Origin of the sequence: Lacticaseibacillus suibinensis, from assembly GCF_003946175.1 — a bacterium.
Taxonomy (GTDB): domain Bacteria; phylum Bacillota; class Bacilli; order Lactobacillales; family Lactobacillaceae; genus Lacticaseibacillus; species Lacticaseibacillus suibinensis.
Map to the genome: position 1 here is coordinate 92616 of NZ_RHOK01000008.1, position 17834 is coordinate 110449.

The 17834-nt window shown below is 52.8% G+C and carries 14 protein-coding genes; 7 read left to right on the forward strand and 7 right to left on the reverse strand.

Annotated elements, in window-relative coordinates; genetic code table 11:
• Window positions 1-156 precede the first annotated feature (156 nt).
• On the forward strand, window positions 157-1530 hold the full coding sequence (brnQ, locus tag EKM90_RS05675) for a branched-chain amino acid transport system II carrier protein (RefSeq protein ID WP_125580568.1): 1374 nt from the start codon (window positions 157-159) through the stop codon (window positions 1528-1530).
• Between the two features lie 96 nt (window positions 1531-1626).
• Here brnQ and EKM90_RS05680 read toward each other — a convergent pair whose 3' ends face one another.
• The gene (locus EKM90_RS05680; protein WP_125580570.1) at window positions 1627-2475 is read right to left on the reverse strand and encodes a metallophosphoesterase family protein; all 849 of its coding nucleotides are present in this window, start codon (window positions 2473-2475) and stop codon (window positions 1627-1629) included.
• Window positions 2476-2597: 122 nt separating this feature from the next.
• Between EKM90_RS05680 and EKM90_RS05685 the strand changes: the two genes are divergently transcribed.
• On the forward strand, window positions 2598-3380 hold the full coding sequence (locus EKM90_RS05685; protein WP_125580572.1) for an alpha/beta hydrolase: 783 nt from the start codon (window positions 2598-2600) through the stop codon (window positions 3378-3380).
• 76 nt (window positions 3381-3456) lie between these two features.
• Here EKM90_RS05685 and EKM90_RS05690 read toward each other — a convergent pair whose 3' ends face one another.
• Entirely contained in the window at window positions 3457-4902 is a 1446-nt protein-coding gene (locus tag EKM90_RS05690; protein ID WP_125580574.1) for a hypothetical protein, read from the reverse strand.
• Window positions 4902-6341, reverse strand: a complete 1440-nt coding sequence (locus EKM90_RS05695; RefSeq protein WP_164507873.1) for a hypothetical protein — start codon at window positions 6339-6341, stop codon at window positions 4902-4904. The genes EKM90_RS05690 and EKM90_RS05695 overlap by 1 nt, the downstream gene beginning before the upstream one ends.
• Before the next feature lie 90 nt (window positions 6342-6431).
• On the opposite strand from EKM90_RS05695, the gene EKM90_RS05700 reads away from it, so the two are divergent.
• Complete coding sequence (locus EKM90_RS05700; protein WP_125580578.1) at window positions 6432-7145, forward strand: glucosamine-6-phosphate deaminase; 714 nt, start codon at window positions 6432-6434, stop codon at window positions 7143-7145.
• 62 nt (window positions 7146-7207) lie between these two features.
• Here EKM90_RS05700 and cysK read toward each other — a convergent pair whose 3' ends face one another.
• From cysK to EKM90_RS05720, 4 genes are all read right to left on the reverse strand, one after another.
• Window positions 7208-8122: a cysteine synthase A gene (cysK, locus tag EKM90_RS05705; protein WP_125580580.1), complete on the reverse strand. Its 915-nt coding sequence runs from the start codon at window positions 8120-8122 to the stop codon at window positions 7208-7210.
• Window position 8123: 1 nt separating this feature from the next.
• Window positions 8124-8936 (reverse strand): homoserine O-acetyltransferase/O-succinyltransferase family protein, encoded by an 813-nt coding sequence (locus EKM90_RS05710; protein WP_225422733.1) that lies wholly within the window; start codon window positions 8934-8936, stop codon window positions 8124-8126.
• 146 nt (window positions 8937-9082) lie between these two features.
• Complete coding sequence (locus EKM90_RS05715) at window positions 9083-11242, reverse strand: copper-translocating P-type ATPase (protein ID WP_191987467.1); 2160 nt, start codon at window positions 11240-11242, stop codon at window positions 9083-9085.
• Window positions 11235-11690 carry a CopY/TcrY family copper transport repressor gene (locus tag EKM90_RS05720; protein ID WP_125580584.1) on the reverse strand — a complete coding sequence of 152 codons (456 nt, stop codon included), beginning with the start codon at window positions 11688-11690 and terminating at the stop codon, window positions 11235-11237. The genes EKM90_RS05715 and EKM90_RS05720 overlap by 8 nt, the downstream gene beginning before the upstream one ends.
• A gap of 247 nt (window positions 11691-11937) precedes the next feature.
• Between EKM90_RS05720 and fba the strand changes: the two genes are divergently transcribed.
• The 4 genes from fba to EKM90_RS05740 all read left to right on the forward strand — a co-directional run bounded on the left by fba (window position 11938) and on the right by EKM90_RS05740 (window position 17597).
• Window positions 11938-12819: a class II fructose-1,6-bisphosphate aldolase gene (gene fba / locus EKM90_RS05725; RefSeq protein ID WP_125580586.1), complete on the forward strand. Its 882-nt coding sequence runs from the start codon at window positions 11938-11940 to the stop codon at window positions 12817-12819.
• 175 nt (window positions 12820-12994) lie between these two features.
• Entirely contained in the window at window positions 12995-14464 is a 1470-nt protein-coding gene (locus EKM90_RS05730) for an ABC transporter substrate-binding protein/permease (protein ID WP_125580588.1), read from the forward strand.
• 255 nt (window positions 14465-14719) lie between these two features.
• Window positions 14720-16156, forward strand: a complete 1437-nt coding sequence (locus EKM90_RS05735) for a hypothetical protein (protein ID WP_164507874.1) — start codon at window positions 14720-14722, stop codon at window positions 16154-16156.
• Window positions 16137-17597, forward strand: coding sequence for a mucin-binding protein (locus EKM90_RS05740; RefSeq protein WP_125580592.1), 1461 nt, complete (start codon window positions 16137-16139; stop codon window positions 17595-17597). The genes EKM90_RS05735 and EKM90_RS05740 overlap by 20 nt, the downstream gene beginning before the upstream one ends.
• Window positions 17598-17834 lie beyond the last annotated feature (237 nt).

Here is a 17834-nt window from a genome sequence, read left to right on the forward strand (position 1 = left end):
CATGTATCGCCTTTTGGGCCGTACAGATAGAGGTTGGCTCGGCGACGGGTCAACGATTTAAGGTGGTAACGTGCAGCGCACCCTTAATTCCGACATTTCGGAACTAAGGGTGCGTTTTTTGATACCGCAATTGCAAACCATTTAGGAGGAAAACTTATGCAACTAGACGAACCCCAATTAAAACCCCGCGATTATGTCGTGGTGGCGTCCATGTTATTCGGCTTATTTTTCGGGGCCGGCAACTTGATTTTCCCCCTGCACTTAGGCCAAATCGCCGGGGCCAACTGGTTGCCAGCGACCCTCGGCTTTTTGGTTACGGCGGTGGTACTACCGCTACTGTCCGTGCTGGCAATCAGTGCCACTCATGCCGAAGGGGTTTACGATATCGGCCGGCCGCTGGGCAAATGGTTTGCCTTGACCTTCATGGTGCTGATTCACGCCACCATTGGGCCGCTGTTTGGCACGCCGCGCACCGCCACAGTCGCCTTCACCACCGGGATTGCCCCGATGTTGCCGAAACAATGGAGTAGCGCCGGTTTGCTCGTGTTCTCTGCCTTGTTTTTCCTGACGGCGTTCCTACTTTCATACAAAGAACGCAAAATCACCAGTGCCATTGGCAAGGTGCTGAACCCAACCTTCCTCCTACTGCTGGCGGTGGTATTCTTCGTTGGCTTCCTGCATCCCTTCGGTGCGCCAAGTAGCGCACCAATCACCGCTGATTACCAGCAAGCCGGCCTGCTGAACGGCTTCTTACAAGGCTACAACACCATGGATGCCTTGGCTGGCTTAGCCTTTGGCGTCACCGTGGTCACGGCGGTGCGCGGCTTAGGCTTAAAGCGGGATCGCAGCGTTTCGGCGGTGACCGCCAAGGCTGGGGTGCTCGCCACCGCGGCAATCGGTCTAGTTTATGTGCTGCTGATTTTACTCGGAGCGATGTCGACTAATCATTTCACCGCCAGCGCTGAAGGCGGCACTGCGTTTAACCAGATCATCACCTACTACTTCGGTGCCGCGGGGCATGCACTTTTGGCCACCATGCTGACGGTCACCTGCCTGACCACCGCGGTAGGCTTAGTGGCCGCCTTCGCCCAGGATTTTCACAAGCATTTTCCCCAAGTCAGCTACACAGCCTGGCTCGCGATGATGAGCTTTGCTTCATTCCTGACGGCCAACTTCGGCCTCGAAACCATCATCCAATGGTCCACGCCAATGCTGATGTTCCTTTACCCGCTGGCCATGGTTTTAATTGGCCTGTCAACCACTTCTGCCTGGTTCCACCGGGCGCCGGTGGTATACGGCTTTGTCGTGGCTTTCACGGTCGTTCCCGCCCTCATGGATATGGTCGCGGCCTTCCCAGCTGTGATCAGCAAAAGCACGTTCGGGCTGGCGGTGACGCAATTGCGCGACTACCTGCCATTTGCCACCGTTGGCCTAGGGTGGCTAGTGCCGGCCTTGATTGGTCTGGCGTTAGGGCTCACCGTTTACGCGGTCCAACAACGTCAACGCGCGGCCGCCCAGGAAATGGAATAACGCTGTTGGCATGCAAAAGGCGTTCATTCGCAGCGAATGAACGCCTTTATTGTGGCCGTATCAAGGGGCACCACTTAAAGACCTTTTACCCCCAGGCTACTTTGGCAGCGGTTTGTGGTAATACGCCGCAACATCCTGCAGGTAGCCTGCTTCTCGGTTCACTTTGGTGAGTAGCGGCAAATTATGCGTAATCGTGTTGCCGGTGTCGCGCAGGTAACGATACAGGTCCAGATACGGTACGCCTTTTTCCGCGGCCAATTGTTTTTCCGCTTCAATGTCGTATTCAACCTTGCGGAATTCAACGTCAAGCCGGCCGGCGGTGTCGATGTGGAGCAAGGCATAATGCGCCCGCTGATCATCAAAAAACGGCTGCCATGGACTGTACGGCTGGCCCACCGCACCAGGATTGATCACCAGCTGGCCGGAAGTCGTCGGCCGCATCAGCTGTTGATGGGTATGACCATACACCGCTAAGTCCTGGTCTGAGGTCACAAACCGATCAAAATTAGCTTGCGGCTGCGCGGGGTACAAATCGCGCCCGCCTGGCCGCTTGCGGTCGTTGTGCGATAAGCCAATGGTTAAGCCATTGACGGTCAACGTGGTGGCAATCGGATGGGCTTTTAACTGGTCCCACTGTGCTGCCGAGATGAACTGCCGCGCGTACTCAGTTAGTCGCGCCACGTACACCGCACTAGGGTGATCTAAGCTGAAGTGCCCCGCCATAATGGCATACATATCCAATTCCCAGTTGCCATTCAGCCAGACTTCAGGCTGTACGCCTGCCAGCAGCTTCATCAGCGTGATGGTACTTGGCCCTGGTAAAAATAAATCGCCCAAAAACCAATACCGCGTTGCGGCATGTTGCTTGGCATCAGCCAAAACCGCGCGTAATGCCCCCGCATTACCGTGCACATCTGCCATCACTGCGATCGTTTCATTTTGCATCCGCCCACCTCCAGTATCTCGGGCTTATTGTACCAGAAACCAGTCAGAAAAGGACGCCGGCTTGGTTCAAGGCCGATTAATTGCAGTTGGCGGCCAAAACCACTAAGGTGACGCTGGAGGTGATGATTTTGACTCAAATCACACAAGACGTTGTTTACGATCCAGCGCACCAGCTCACAGCCGACTTATACGCCCCAGCAAAACCCCACGCCGGCATCATTCAAATTCACGGCGGCGGTTGGTTCCGCGGGGATAAAAGCAAAGATGCCGACTGGGCCGAACAGTGGGCCGAACTCGGCTACTTTGTCATCGTGCCCAATTACCGCATCGCGCCAGCGGCTCATTTCCCTGCCGCCCAGGACGACATGGAAACTTTGTATCAATGGCTCCAGCAGGCCGATTTACCCTTTCCGCTGACCAAGCTGGCGGCAGTGGGCTCCTCGGCTGGTGGGAACATGGCCGCCATGCTGGGCATTAACCATGGCTTGCCGACCATTGCGTTATCTGGGATTTTGGACATTGGCGATTGGCTCAGTCAGCACGAAGCTGTGGTGGCAGCAGAAGGCGACACCAGCCACTTCAATCAGCAAGCCAGCGCCACTATCAATCAAGACGGCGCCAATGACCCGTTTTACAAGTGGTTCATCACCAACTATATCCCCGCCACCGATTACAATGCCGCATCCGTCGCCCCGCAAGTCACCAGCACCACCGGCCCGATGTATCTGGCCAATTCACTTAACGAGTTCGTGCCCACCAGTGGCCTGTTTCAAATGGGGGCCGCACTGGGGCAACACGGCATCCCCTTCACTCTGCAGACCCTGCCAGGCAGCCGGCATGCCAAAGGGTATCTGAGTGATGTGTTCCCAGCGTTGCAAGTGTTTTTGGCCAGTTATCTGGGCTAATCGACTAACGACCCTTAACACCGCTTGCAGCGGTGCTAAGGGTCAAGTACTGAAACAATTGGAAAATATTCAGTCATTAGACCTCAACATCCAAGATACTTTTCAAGCTAGGAAAATCCCGACTGATTTCGGCCGGAGTTTTTCGCTGAAGGTCGACCACGGTAACCCATTTTTCTTCGTCGTCTTGACCAACTGGCACCAGCACTCGACTGCCGATTTTGGGGTGGAATGAGTCGGCTGAATAATCGTATCTTTTACCCCCTGGTCGGAAAACCACTGACACAACTAAGATACGTCCTTCAGCATCAATTTCATCTGAGATTTTGTCATCATCTATTTCGACTCCGAACCAGAGAGGTAATAAGTTGTTAGAAGTCAAGATATGATCTCCGAACAAACTCTTTAAAGATTGAGCGAACTGCCACCAACCCGCTGGAGGATTGTCCGGAATTAACCAGCGCTGTATCACCCGATTATACGTTGTTATGTTGAGGCTAATTGGGCTAGGCTGGTCGCCACTAAAGGCTGGCTTCTCAGCTGGTAAATTCCACCAGGCTAAGGGGGAAGGAGCCATAGTATCCTTGCCCGGAATGAAATCAGTCTCAGCGTGTGCCACCTCCCCGTATGCTTCCCACTGAGTGAAAGCGGCACGCTCGTTCAGATAATCGAGGGTGATCTGTTCGGAATACGCAAGGAAGCGGCCTAAATAATCTGGCTTCTGCGTATTTAATGCCAAGTTTAAGGCCACTATAGGTTCATCAGTTGGCGAATCAAACCATGTCAGATTTGGGCTGGCCAGCACCTTACGAATCTGATTGCTAAGTGAAACCAAGGGTGCTTCGACTTGTTCAAAAACTTGGCCCTGCACGGCCCGCACATGCCCATCATCATATGTGATCTCAACAAGCCAATTGTTTTGGCCCGCCAGACGACCAGTACGAACTGGCCGAGGGGTCCAAGTCGCAAATAGACGACTAATCTGTGAAAAAAGTATTTTTGCCGACTCTGTCGAGAGCTTTTTGCCGTCAATCTGATAGCTCCCATCTTCCTCGAAGTTTCGTTGCTCAAATTGACCATGTCCTTCATCAAGCACAAGTGAATTCACCACCCGGGTGTCTTCATCACCCGCGGATGAAGCGGTTATGGCCACTTTAAGAATGGTTCCAGCTTTTCCTAGTGGCAATGGGCCAAACAATCCGGATGCTGCATTCAACGCAACAATCAACCACTCTCGCTCACCAGTGGTTACAGTTCGCTTCGGCCAGTATTGCAAATAGCTGAGTTTGGTAACAATGAATCGCTCAAACCACTCAACATCATTTGCGGTCAACTCATCAATTAAACCCATCAACTCAGGAACCGAAAAAAAGGCCAGACGTACTGGAGGCGTGAAACTGGTCAACCGCTTGCCCGTACCTTGTTGCCGTAATTCCTTCTCGCATTTAGCTAAATCAGCAAGCTGAGGGTGCCAGGTTTGCTCAAAAAATACCCGCCATTTTGCCGCAATCAGTTGGACACTCATCACCTTCGCCTCCTAATCTTCAACCGGTCGCGGTCAAAAAGAATCATTGCTTGACCGCGATTTAACGGTCCCTCTATGAAAGGTACAATCTCCACCCATAGCCTTGGTACTGCACCGGGCTCAAAAGAGTCAGTTAGCACCATTAGTCCCCTTTGCTCAGTCAACACTTTCAAGGTGAAACGAAACGGGCCTTCGTTATCGATTCTGTTTTTATGGTGAATTCGCCACTGAAGGTCCGTCCACGCATCAGGAGTAATCCGATCCAAAAGAAAATCAATATCGTTCAATTGCACGACAATTTCTGAGGACTGCACACCGTTGCCGCTTTGATTGAGGCCTCGCAGCTGACCGGTCACCCGGTTGATTGAAACCAACTCCTCCTGATTTTGAAAAGACGAGCAAGGTTGCCGGTTGAGGCGCATCTCCATGATGACCAATCGATCAAGCTTTGGCCCTGTGAACCCCCAAAAATCGGTTATGCCTAGATATTTTTGCAGCAATCTCGTCACACGGTCTAGAAAGACATCCTGACCAATTTGCCCCCTAATGGTGATGACAGTTCGATCAATCATGATGAACTCGAGCTGCCAAGTACTCGACTCATCTGTGGTGATCATATCAGGAAAGTTTTTCACGTGATGGTAGAGTAAATTGACCAGCGCAGTGAACTGAGGCAATGATAGGCGTCCTTGCTCCTGTCGCGTCTTCACAAATCTGGCCACAGGAGTATGCTCCTTACCCGCAGTGAGTATCGCATCACCTTGATTGTTAAGCAGCAAGGTTTGCACTGTTTCAGGGCGTTGGTACTTAGGCCGTTGATTTGCATTAGAAACATGGCTCGTTAGCCGTAAGCCTGTTGTTTCATGCAGATTAATTGCATCAGCTTGTTCGTCAGGGCTTAACTGATAGGTAGCCTGATATACCGAAAAAAGCATAGCGAACCACTTAACATTTTGTTCATCATTCACGCTCAGCAATTGTGCCCAGTCACGTAATTCCAGGCACTTTAACTGGGCAAGAACCGCGTACACTTGCCAGTCCTGACCCCGATTAAGCTGATAACTTAACGCCTGAGCATCTCGCATCACATCGACAGTTAAATGGTGCTGTTCCAACCATGCCGCCAAATTTTGCGGTAGCGCAACCCTGAGTACCTGAAGTGAGGATTCAAGGTCCTCTAGCACAATAGAATCAGCCTTGAGATAAAAATTTTTGCTCCAGATCTGCGCTAATCGATAAAACCTTCGGCGCATCATTTGTTCACTCATTTTTGCCTCCACCACTAAGCAGAATCCTCGCCTACCCAAGATCCTTAGTTTGCCGTCAACATTCCCCTCTATCATACCAGCGGCTGCCATTAAAGTGAGCGGTTTCTTTACGCAATTCACAACCGCTAAAGCGTCCCAACCATTACTTTGGTGCTCTTTATCAGTTGGCAATGTTTCATTTTGGTCATGTTCGCTTTGGTTTTGATATGATTGAAATAGGAGAAACTTATCTCAATCACGTTTTGCCAAGGAGGCCCTACCATGAGACTGTATAAAGTTGCAACTGAAGAAGCGCTTGGCACCCTCACTGCTAGTTACATGATTGGCATGATGATGCAGCCCCACCGCGTGAACATGGCCATCACCGGCGGCACCTCGCCGAAGGAAGTCTACAAAGCCCTGATCCCGCAGGTGAAGGGTCAAGCCGGTTTCAGTAATGTGCACTTCTACAACTTCGATGAAGTCCCTTATGCCAGTGAGGACCAGGAAGGTGTCACCATCTCTGAACTCAGGCGCGTTTTTCTTGAGCCGGCCGGCATCGCCGCAGAGAATGTGCACCGGCTTGACCAGCATAATTACCTTGAGCAAGACGACCGTATTCGCCGGGATGGCGGACTAGATCTGATGCTGATTGGGGTTGGCAGCGATGGCCATTACTGTGGCAACATGCCTGGCACCACCACCTTCAATAGCTGGACTGCTCGCGTTGAGCTGAACCAAGCGGCCCGCGAGCAGGTGGTGGCAGAATTTCCTAGTGGCGATCTCGCTGATGTGCCGGACTATTTTGTCACCATGGGCCCGCGCAGTGTCATGGCCGCCAAAAATATCTTGATGATTGCCACCGGCACGCGCAAACAGGAAATCGTGAAAACGCTGATGGCAGGCAAACTCGACGCCAACGTGCCGGCCACGCTGCTCACGTTGCACCCAGGCTTTGTGCTCATTGCCGACGAGGCGGCCTGCAGTTTACTGTAAACGACCACAAAAATAGCGCCAGTGCTGGTTTTTGCCCAGCGCTGGCGCGTTTTTAGTTGTAATTAATATTTAAACAAGGCAGTGGACAGGTACCGGTCGCCATTATCAGGCGCCACGGTGACCACGGTCTTGCCCCGGCCCAGCTGCTTGGCCAGCTCAATTGCGCCAAAGATATTGGCGCCGGCAGAAATGCCTGGCAAAAAGCCTTCCTTGTGACCAACTTCGCGGGCCATGTTCAGTGCTTGCTCCGAGGTGACTTCGATGATGTCATTGTACAAATCGACATCCAGTACCTTCGGAATGAAGCCGGCGGAAATGCCTTGAATCTGATGTTTGCCGCCGTGGCCATCCTTTAGCATTGGAGATTCAGCGGCTTCGAGCGCATAAATCTTCACGTCCGGGTTGGCCTTGCGTAGCGCGCGCCCAACACCGGTCAAGGTGCCACCAGTGCCGACGCCGGCCACGAAAGCATCTGGGGTGCCATCTAAATCAGCAATGATTTCCTCCCCAGTGGTACGTTCGTGAATATCAGGGTTGGCCGGGTTTTCAAATTGCATCGGCAGGAAGTAGCCTTTTTCCTTGGCCAGCGCTTCCGCCTTGGCAATCGCGCCAGGCATCCCTTCAGCCCCTGGCGTGAGCACGAGTTCGGCGCCGTAGCCCTGCATCAAGGCCCGCCGCTCCACACTCATGGTTTCAGGCATCATCACAATCAGATGATAGCCCTTAGCCGCAGCTACTGAGGCTAGGCCGATCCCGGTGTTCCCAGACGTTGGCTCCACAATGGTGCCACCTGGCTTCAAGGCGCCACTTTGCTCCGCGGCTTCAATCATCGCCAAGCCAATCCGGTCTTTAACAGAACCAGCGGGATTGAAGAATTCCAACTTCACGAGCACATCAGCGGCGTCTTCTGGGACGACGCGGTTCAACTTCACCATCGGGGTGTGGCCAATCAATTCAGTAATGTTATTTGCAATCATATTATTTATCTCCCTTATTTTTCACGACTTCAGCAACATGGGCCACCCATTGGTCAAAAAAGACGTTCTGGGTGTCCGCCCAATCAAACTGTGGATCTGCTAAGTGCACGGGATCAGCGAAATAGTTTTCCGGCTGGCGGTAGTGACGGTCTGGATAGGTGCTGATTTCCCGTTCGTACTCGTGCAGCAGACCCTTTCTGCCATATTCAAGATGCGCAAACATGAAGGCTTGCTCGGCATGATGGTTTTCCACCAGCAGTAGATCGCCAGCCTCGGTCAACGCTTCGAGCGTCAGCTGAGGATGCTGGCGGATCTGGGCCAGATCCATCTCGGCATACCGCGCATGGGGCGCCTTGAAGCCATCTTGCAACCCAGCAAGCAGCGGTGTTTCGGCCACAATCTTGTGGGGATAAACGCCAAACAGCTTGTGCGGCAACAGATGCTTCTCGATGCCATAAAAATGGGCCAGCGCGGCCATGCCGCCCCAACATAAATGCAGTTGGACGACATGCGCCGCTGCTAGCGCATCAAACAGTTGATTAACTTCATCGATATAAGTGATTGCTGAAAAAGGCAACGCCTCAAGCGGCGCGCCAGTGACGATGAAGGCATCCATCGTTTGCGCTTCAGTAATCGAGAGTGGGGATAAAATCGCCGCAACCGCTGCCGGGGCGCCTTGCGGGTAGTGCATCGTCGGGTAATAGAAATGCAGCTCAACTGGCTGGCCGCTGTGCGTGAGCACACGGGTCAGGCGTTCATTGGTGGCTTGTTTATCATGCATCACATTCAAAACGCCAATTTTTAACGGCCGCATTGGTATTCCCTCCCTTCAATTCTACTGACCTTTTGTAACCGGTCACAAGGTTTAGACTATCTTTCCGTAAGCAAAAATGCAAGCCTTTTTGCTGATCCAAGGCCTGCATTTTTATCAATTCCAGTACTGGGTTCAACAGGCTCAGGCTACAGCTTCAAACTCATCGCATTCAGCGCCACAATGATGGTCGAAGCCGACATGATCAAAGCCCCAACTGCCGGGCTGAGAATAATGCCAACGCCGGCTAACACGCCTGCGGCCAGTGGAATGGCCAGAATGTTATAGCCAGCGCCCCACCAGAGATTCTGAATCATTTTGCGGGTTGTGGCCCGGCCCAGATTGAGGAACGTCAGAATGTCTTGCGGTGCGCTCTTAACCAGCACCACATCAGCGGAATCAATGGCAACATCTGTCCCGGCCCCGATGGCAATCCCAATCGCCGCCCGGGCCAAGGCTGGCGCGTCATTGACGCCATCCCCGACCATCGCCACTTGATGCCCTTGGTTCTGATAATCCCGGACGATTTTGGCCTTGTCTTCAGGCTTCAACTCGGCATGCACTTTGATGTTGCCCAATTTAGTCGCCACGGCCTCAGCCGCCGCCTGATTATCCCCAGTCAGCATCACTGGTTCAATGCCTTGGGCTCGCAGCGCCTTTATCAAGGTCAGCGCATCGGGTTTGATTTCATCGCCTTGCGCCACCAAGCCTAAAACAGTTTGATCTTGCAGTAAAAAGCTGATTGAATTTCCCGCGGCAGCCAGGCTCTGGTATTGCGCTTCATCATAGGCCACTTTCTGCTCACGTAGGTAACTAGCGGTCACAATGGCATAGGCTTGGCCGTCAACATGGCCAGTCAGCCCAACACCTTGCACCGTCTGCACGTCACTAGCCGCAGCCACGGCGAGCGATTTCGCCTTGGCCGCCGCCAAAATCCCAGTGGCCAGCGGATGACTAGAGTGTGCTTCCAGGGCGGCGAAAAGGGCCAGCACGTCATCGTCACTCAAGTCAGGCTGCAAAGCCTGCACCTGGTTGACCTTGAAGGTCCCTTGCGTCAAGGTCCCGGTTTTATCCATCAACACCGTATCAATTTTTCCGGCTGTTTCCAGCGCCTGCCGGTCACGAACCAGCAGACCATGGGCCGCCGCCAAGCTGGTGCTACGGGCGACCACTAATGGAATCGCTAACCCCAGGGCATGCGGGCAAGCAATGACCAGCACGGTCACCAAGCGCTCAAGCCCAGTTGACAGCCCGCTGATCCCGGTCCAGACGAAAAAGGTAATCAGCCCGACCAACACTGCGGCGTAAAACAGCCAGCGCGACACTTGATCAGCGAGGGTTTCCGCTTTGGACTTGTCAGCCTGGGCATCGCTGACCAACTTGGTGACCTGGGCCAGATAGCCAGACTCACCAGTGCCGGTGACTTTCACCGTCAAAGACCCATCGCCGTTGACCGCGCCGCCAATCACTTGGTCACCGGCTTGCTTGGCGACCGCTTTGGCTTCCCCGGTGACCAGGGCTTCATTCACCGCACTACTGCCGGCAATCACCAGCCCATCGGCGGGAATCTTTTCCCCGGCCTGGACAATCACCTGCTGGCCGGCCTGCAGCTGCGCCAACGGCAAATCGGTGACTTTGCCGTTGGCCTCTAGCACATGGGCCTCGCCTGGCAGCAACGCCGCCATTTTCTGGGTCACATTGCCGGCATTCATCACGGCATTCATTTCAATCCAGTGACCCAGCAGCATGATCACGATCAAGCTGGCCAGTTCCCAGAAGAAATCCATCACCATGCCGTTGGGGTCAATGAACTGGTTCATCACGAAGGCATAAAGACTATATAAGTAAGCAACGCTGATCCCCATCGCAATCAAGGTCATCATTGCGGGCGTCTTGGCTTTCAGTTCGCTTTGCGCGCCTTTCAAAAACGGCTGGCCACCGTAGAAGAACAGGAACGTCGCCAGCACCAGCACTACCCAATCCGAGCCGGGAAAGCTGGTTTGAAACGGTAAGTGCAGACCCATGAACGGGGATAAAATGAACACTGGAATCGCGGCAATCAATGACCACCAGAATTTTTGCTTAAAGCCGCCCATATCCATGTGCCCCATGTGATCGCCATGGTCCATGTCCATATGGTCCATGTCCATATGGTCCATATCCATATGATCCATGTTCATGTGGTCCATTTCGTGGTTCATGTCCATATGATCCATGTGGTTCATCTCACCCATGTCGTGATTCATCATCTCATGATCCATCGCCTTGTCAGCACCCATGCTGGACGCCTGATGTTCTTCGTTATTCATGGTCGTTCACCTCGCAAGTTTCGCATTGAGTTTCGTCCGGCAGACAATCGCAAGGCACCATTTCCGGCGCCGTCTTCGCCTTGTCTGCCAGGACCGCTTGCAGCGCGGTGATGTCGGCCTGCGCCAGCGGCAGTTCTTTGATCAAGTTAACCAGGGTTTGCCCCCGCTTCATGGCACAAAGATTGGCGAACATCGCCTGAACGTTACTATCCATCGCGATGCCTTCTGCCACTGTGGCGGAATAAAGGAACCGCCTGCCATCTTTGGTCGTCTGCAGCAGCGCTTTTTTCACCAGCCGCCCAATCAGGGTTTTAATGGTGGAATCGCTCCAGTCGCGCTTTTGTTGCAACAAGCTGATCAGGTCATGGCTCGATACCTCGCCTTTGGTCCAGACGATACGCATAACTTCCCATTCAGCTGGGCTAATATCATCGATTTTTGGGGTCATGTTCGTTCCTCCTGTCTACATTTGTAAACTATAAAAGGTTCGTCTACATTTGTCAACAATAATTTTTTGATTAAATGCTGAAAACTCATCGCCTTTAAGCTCGGTTGCGTTAAGCCACGAACGCGCGGCCCCAGTCGGCCGGTTTTGGCAAAATGAAAAGAGGCATAATCTGCCTTCGCATATTCTGAAAATCTATGCTAAAATGATGAAGTTAAAAATTTGTTTTCCAATAGGAGGAAATTCACTTATGCCATTAGTTAACGGCACTGAATTGTTTAAGGCTGCTCGTAAGGGCCACTACGCGATTGGTGCGTTCAACACCAACAACCTGGAATGGACTCGCGCACTTTTGCAGGGTGCACAAGATCTCAATGTGCCTATCCTGATCCAAACTTCCATGGGCGCTGCTAAGTACATGGGCGGCTACGAAGTTTGCCAAAAGCTGATCGAATCTCTGGTTAAGGCAATGGACATCACTGTGCCAGTTGTTATTCACTTGGACCACGGTGACTTCGAGGCTGCCAAGGCTGCCATCGCAGCTGGTTACAACTCCGTTATGTTTGATGGCCACGATCTGCCAGTTGACGAAAACTTGGCCAAGACCAAGGAAATCGTTAAGTTGGCTCACTCCAAGGGTATCTCCGTTGAAGCTGAAGTTGGCTCAATTGGCGGTGAAGAAGACGGCGTTATCGGTGAAGGCGAATTAGCTTCTGTTGCAGATGCTAAGGCCTTCTCCGACACCGGCATCGACTTCTTGGCTGCTGGGATTGGTAACATTCATGGCCAATACCCAGACAACTGGAAGGGTCTGCACTTCGACCGTCTGCAAGAAATCGCTGAAGCGGTTCCTCAACCACTGGTTCTTCATGGCGGCTCAGGCATCCCTCAGGAACAAGTTGAAAAGGCCATCTCCATGGGGATTGCTAAGCTCAACATCAACACCGAATGCCAGTTGGCCTTTGCTAAGGCAACTCGCGAATACATCGAAGCTGGTAAGGACCAACAAGGCAAGGGCTATGACCCTCGTAAGTTGCTGGCTCCTGGGACCAAGGCCATCACTGATACCTTCAAGGAAATCAGCGGCTGGATGGGCACCAAGCCAGTTAAGCTGGTTCCTGAAGAACTGTAAGCTTAACCTTTTACCAAAAATGGTCGTCTCTTGCGAGGCGGCTTTTTTTGCGCGAAAAACGGCGCTGGTGATTCAAACAACGAAGTGATTGTGAATGAATATTGAATTTTAATTGCATATTTATGAATATATGTGTAAAATAAGCCCCTGACATCGTTATGTAAGGAGCCTGCCCATGAAAAAACTATCGCTCGTCTTTGCCGCTATCTTCAGCGCGTTGATGATTCTCAGTCTCACCCAGCCTCAGCAGCCGCAAGCCGCCACTGACGACTCGCTGACACGCATTCAGCAAAAAGGCACCCTGATTATGGGTAACTCGCCGAACTACCCGCCTTATGAATTCACCACCAACGTGAATGGTAAAGAGAAAATTGTCGGTATGGACATCGAAATCGGCAAACAAATTGCCAAGGATCTCGGCGTCAAACTGGTGGTCAAGAAAATGGACTTCGATTCCCTGCTGGTCGCCTTGGAAACAGGGAAAGTCGACATGATTTTGTCTGGCTTCTCCCCCACCGCCGAACGCAAGCAACACGTCGACTTCTCTGACACTTACTACACCGCCAAGCAGGACATCATCGTGTTGAAAACCGACAAGGGCTATTACCAAAGCCGCACCTCCTTCAATAACAAGAAGGTCGGCGCCGTCGTCGGGAGTATTGCCTACGATCTCATCAAGCAGCAAATGCCTGGTGCCACCCCGGTCGGCATGCAAAATGCTTCCGACTTGGTGTTAGCCCTCAAGGCGCACAAAATCGACGGCATCGTCAAAGACTCCGCTTCAGCCGTAGCTTACGCCAATGCCGACACCAGCCTCGCTGCGATTGATGGGCACTTCACCGTTTCTGGCAGCGAGTCCGGGAATGCGATTGCCTTGCCCAAAGGCAGCACTGCGCTCCAAGCCGCCATTAACAAGAGCATCGCGAAAATCAAACAAAAAGATCTGATCAACCAACAGTTCCTCCCCGCCGCCGCCAAGTACATCAGCACCGGCGCTGAAACCCACTCCATGTGGCATTACTGGACTTATTTTGCCAAAGGGGTCGGCTACACCATTGGCATTTCCTTCGTCGCTTTGATTGTTGGGGCGCTGCTGGGGGCACTGCTAGCCTTCGTGCGGCTAGGTTCAATCATCTGGCTCAAGACGCTGGCGAATGCCTATGTCGCCTTTGTGCGGGGCACGCCTTTAATGGTGCAAGTGATGTTCATCTACTTTGGTCTCGGGATGTTCTATAACATCTCCGCCATCGTTGCCGGGACGCTGGCGGTGGGCCTGAACTCTGCCGCTTACGTCAGCGAAATCTTCCGCGGCGGGATTGAAGCCATCGCCCCTGGCCAAAGCGAAGCGGCGCGCTCGCTGGGCCTATCACAAAAGGACACCATGCGCTATGTCGTGTTCCCACAGGCTTTAACCGCCATTTGGCCGGCGCTGGGCAATGAGTTCATTTCCCTGATCAAGGAAACCTCCATTGTCTCCATCATTGGGGTGGCGGACCTCATTTACCAACTGCGGATTGTGCAAGCCGATACCTACCGCGGGGTGCTCCCGATTACTATTGCGATGGTGCTGTACTTCATCATGACCTACAGCCTGTCCAAGGTGCTGAAGCATTTTGAAAAGAAAATGCATCACGCAAATGCTTAATTCACTTGTGAACCGCGAAAGTGCGAGCCTTGGCCCGCACTTTTTTGCTGTCATGTTCCAAAAAAATAACACGTTCACCAATATATTTATTCCTACGAATACCATATTTTTTGATAACTTGCTGTATACTTGTGGTAACGAAGGGGAATTGGATAGATAGGGTGAAGCAAAGTGGATGAAGCCGCACTTTTTAATCAGGAAGATGCGACCAATTTTCGGGTTCTACAAAAGTTAAGCGCTCAGCCCTCGCTTCTGATGGCAACCGAGCGCATTCAAGCCGAATTTGGCCAGACGAAATACAAGCTGAATAAAATGTTTGACACCTTGAACGCGGATCTAGTGGAGGTCTCTGATGATACCCCGAGCTACTTGGATGACCTCGACAAGGGCCATTGGCGTGGGCATCATCTGACCAAAGTGGTCATGCAGCGGCTCCGCTTACTGTACCTGCAGCGGTCCTATTTATTTACGGTGTTTGAATACCAATACTTTTTCTCTAATCGCTACCCCAAAACCGCCTACATGCGGGATCACTACATCAGTAACGCCAAGTTCTACGAAACGGCTGAACATCTCAAACACCTTTTGAAGCAAGAGGAGTTTTTGCCGCCGCACCCGGCCGAAGACGAAGAGTTCGCGACGCGGCTGGCGCTGTTTCAGCTGTATTTTGTGGCGTATAACGGCGTCGCCAGTCCGTTTGCGGAGTTAGAAGGCACCGTGGCGCAAATCACGCGCCTGCTGGAATCGCAATTCCTTCACACCTTGATGCCAACGCAAGTAACCAAGCTGCAGTTTTTCCTCAAAATCTGGCTGCTGCGGATGCTCAATGGTCAGCACACAGGCAAGGCGCTGCCAGGTAGCCAAACCATCGCCAGTCATCCCGAGCAACTGAATGGCATGCACCGCATTCTGCCGGCCAATTTTGGCCTCGATGACCACGAGTTGGATTATTTGTATGCCTTCTTAGTCACCTGGCATTATTTACCCGCTACCGAGGAAAAAGCGGCTCTGGCTGGCGCCCAGCTCCCAGTCGCTGACCATTTGACCAAGGACTTTTTGCAGCTGATTGCTGATTATCACCTGCTGGATGAACCGACCCACGACAACGCCGCGATTGAAGCGGCGTTGCAAGGCCTGCATGTTCAGATTACGACCTTCTATCTGGCGCCGACGACTTTTATTGATGATGATCAAATCAGCTTTTTCCGCAATCTCTATCCGGCTTTTGACCATTTAATTTTGACCTTTATCGCCCGCCTGCGGGCCACGCCGACGCCGCAGCTCAATCACACGATGGCGGTTAATCTGTACTTCAGCTACATGTTCACGTTGATTAATTACCTGCCCGCCGCGATTGTGCGCGACCGCGTCTATGTCTGTGTCGACTTCGCACAAGGGCAGATTTACAGTGACTACATTGCCCGCACCTTGCGCAGTTTTGACAACGCGTTTATCGTGATTGAATCGCGCCTGTCGCGCAACACAGATGTTTATTTATCAGACTTTCACGATGATCATTTGAACATCGCGCAAGTCACCTGGGCCAATCCGCCAACCTCGACGGACTGGCAAGAATTAGCAGAGCTGACAATTCAGATCAAACAGGCTAAAATGGTAGCGATACCGGAATCAGTTCCTGATCCTTTTGACCTTGCCGGAAAGGAGTCTGCTGATGACTCAACCGAAAAATGATCGTTATCTCGCTTTACCGCTGCTACTAGCCAGTGCCATGGCCGGGGCGTTTTTGGCGCATGGCAACCAGCCGGCGCACCCGGTGTTAGCTGCCACGTCAACTGACGCTACCGCCGCCACGGTCACCATCGAGTACTGGACAGATACCACGAAGATTAGCGCTGAAACTTTCACCGCCCACATCGGCGATCATGGCACGCGCGCGTATACTTTACCTGCAGGCTACACTTTGGCAGCCGGCCAGCAGGCGACATTGACTTACAACGTCCAACATGCAGAAACGCTGTATCGTGTTCGGGTTGAAGCAACTGGTGCTACCACACCAACTGACCCCACCCCAGCAACGGTCCCGGCGACGGTGACCTATCTTTACAATGGCCAAATCGTCAAAACTGACCAATTCAAGGGCCTGGTTGGCGCCAGCGGCAGCTACCAAGTGGCCCTGCCAACCGGCTATCAACTGGCTGCTGGCCAACCCGCCACTCTTGCCTATACCTTACAGGCCGGCACCAACCAGTTCGTGGTGCAGCTAGCTAAACCTGCCCTTGCGCAGGTGCCAGCGACGATTACTTATTTGTACGATGGCCAAATCGTTAAAACCGCTCAGTTTGTCGGCGCGGTGGGCGAAACCGGCCGCTACTCCGTCGCAGTGCCGAATGGCTATCACCTCGCCAGCGGCCAAGCGAACGCCTTTACGTACACGCTCAGGGCGGGCATGAATGCATTCACAGTGCAGCTCACCAAAACCACCGCTACCGTTCCGGCGGCCATCACTTACCTCTACCAGGGTCGCGTGCTCAAAGTCGATTCCTTTATCGGCAGCGTCGGTGAAGCGGGTAGCCGGGTGTTGGTTGCGCCGGAAGGTTACGTGCTCAGCAGCAATGTCTACCACTATCGCCTCACCGCTGGCATGAATCAGTTTGTTGTCAACCTCACCAAACAGCGCCAGCCGCAAATCACGGTCACCATCGTGGATGAAACCACCAAGCAGCCCTTGACGGCCATTGCCATCACCGGTGAGGCTGGCAGCCCGATTGCCTTCAACCGCCACGAATTCACGCTGCCTTACCTTCAGCAAGGCTATCAGGTGACTGATGATGCCACCGCTGACCTAACCGAGTTCCCGAAGCAGTCAGAAAACCTGACCATTGCTGTAAAGAAACCGGCACCGCATGATTTTTCTCGGCCGCTCCCGAGCTTGATTGCTGAAGCAATTCCGCAACCAACTGGCAAAGCCGTCAAGACGCGCACTGAAACCAGCACCGACGCCCAGCGCGACCGACCAATGGTTTACACCCCGTTCAGCCTTGGCGGCACTGGCCACGGCGGTCACGGCGGCGGTGGCGGCGCGGCCGGCAACGACCCTGTCGCCGCCGCCATGGTCCTCGCCTCCTACTGGCAAGCTTTATCTGGTGTGATTAACTTTGGCGCCGCTAGCTAGAAAAGGCTGCGGAGCGTGGCCGCACTTAGCTCTCAACCAGTAAGCCTGCAAAGAACTGATTTCAATCAAATTAAGAGCCGTTCTTCTCACCTCAATTTTCAAGTCAAGTGCAACGATGATAACGAATTCTTGATAGTGGTCTAGTCTGTTACGCCATGCATCGGTAGTAATCGCATGGGCGAAGATAGTTCAGAATACGTCTGGGACGATGGTTCAGTGCGGATTGGACTGCTTGAA

Bases quoted from the DNA above. Each gene is read 5' to 3' on its own strand.
- brnQ (WP_125580568.1), top strand. From the start codon at position 157: ATGCAACTAGACGAACCCCAATTAAAACCCCGCGATTATGTCGTGGTG.
- EKM90_RS05680 (WP_125580570.1), bottom strand. From the start codon at position 2,475: ATGCAAAATGAAACGATCGCAGTGATGGCAGATGTGCACGGTAATGCG.
- EKM90_RS05685 (WP_125580572.1), top strand. From the start codon at position 2,598: ATGATTTTGACTCAAATCACACAAGACGTTGTTTACGATCCAGCGCAC.
- EKM90_RS05690 (WP_125580574.1), bottom strand. From the start codon at position 4,902: ATGAGTGTCCAACTGATTGCGGCAAAATGGCGGGTATTTTTTGAGCAA.
- EKM90_RS05700 (WP_125580578.1), top strand. From the start codon at position 6,432: ATGAGACTGTATAAAGTTGCAACTGAAGAAGCGCTTGGCACCCTCACT.
- cysK (WP_125580580.1), bottom strand. From the start codon at position 8,122: ATGATTGCAAATAACATTACTGAATTGATTGGCCACACCCCGATGGTG.
- EKM90_RS05710 (WP_225422733.1), bottom strand. From the start codon at position 8,936: ATGCGGCCGTTAAAAATTGGCGTTTTGAATGTGATGCATGATAAACAA.
- EKM90_RS05715 (WP_191987467.1), bottom strand. From the start codon at position 11,242: ATGAATAACGAAGAACATCAGGCGTCCAGCATGGGTGCTGACAAGGCG.
- EKM90_RS05720 (WP_125580584.1), bottom strand. From the start codon at position 11,690: ATGACCCCAAAAATCGATGATATTAGCCCAGCTGAATGGGAAGTTATG.
- fba (WP_125580586.1), top strand. From the start codon at position 11,938: ATGCCATTAGTTAACGGCACTGAATTGTTTAAGGCTGCTCGTAAGGGC.
- EKM90_RS05730 (WP_125580588.1), top strand. From the start codon at position 12,995: ATGAAAAAACTATCGCTCGTCTTTGCCGCTATCTTCAGCGCGTTGATG.
- EKM90_RS05735 (WP_164507874.1), top strand. From the start codon at position 14,720: ATGGCAACCGAGCGCATTCAAGCCGAATTTGGCCAGACGAAATACAAG.
- EKM90_RS05740 (WP_125580592.1), top strand. From the start codon at position 16,137: ATGACTCAACCGAAAAATGATCGTTATCTCGCTTTACCGCTGCTACTA.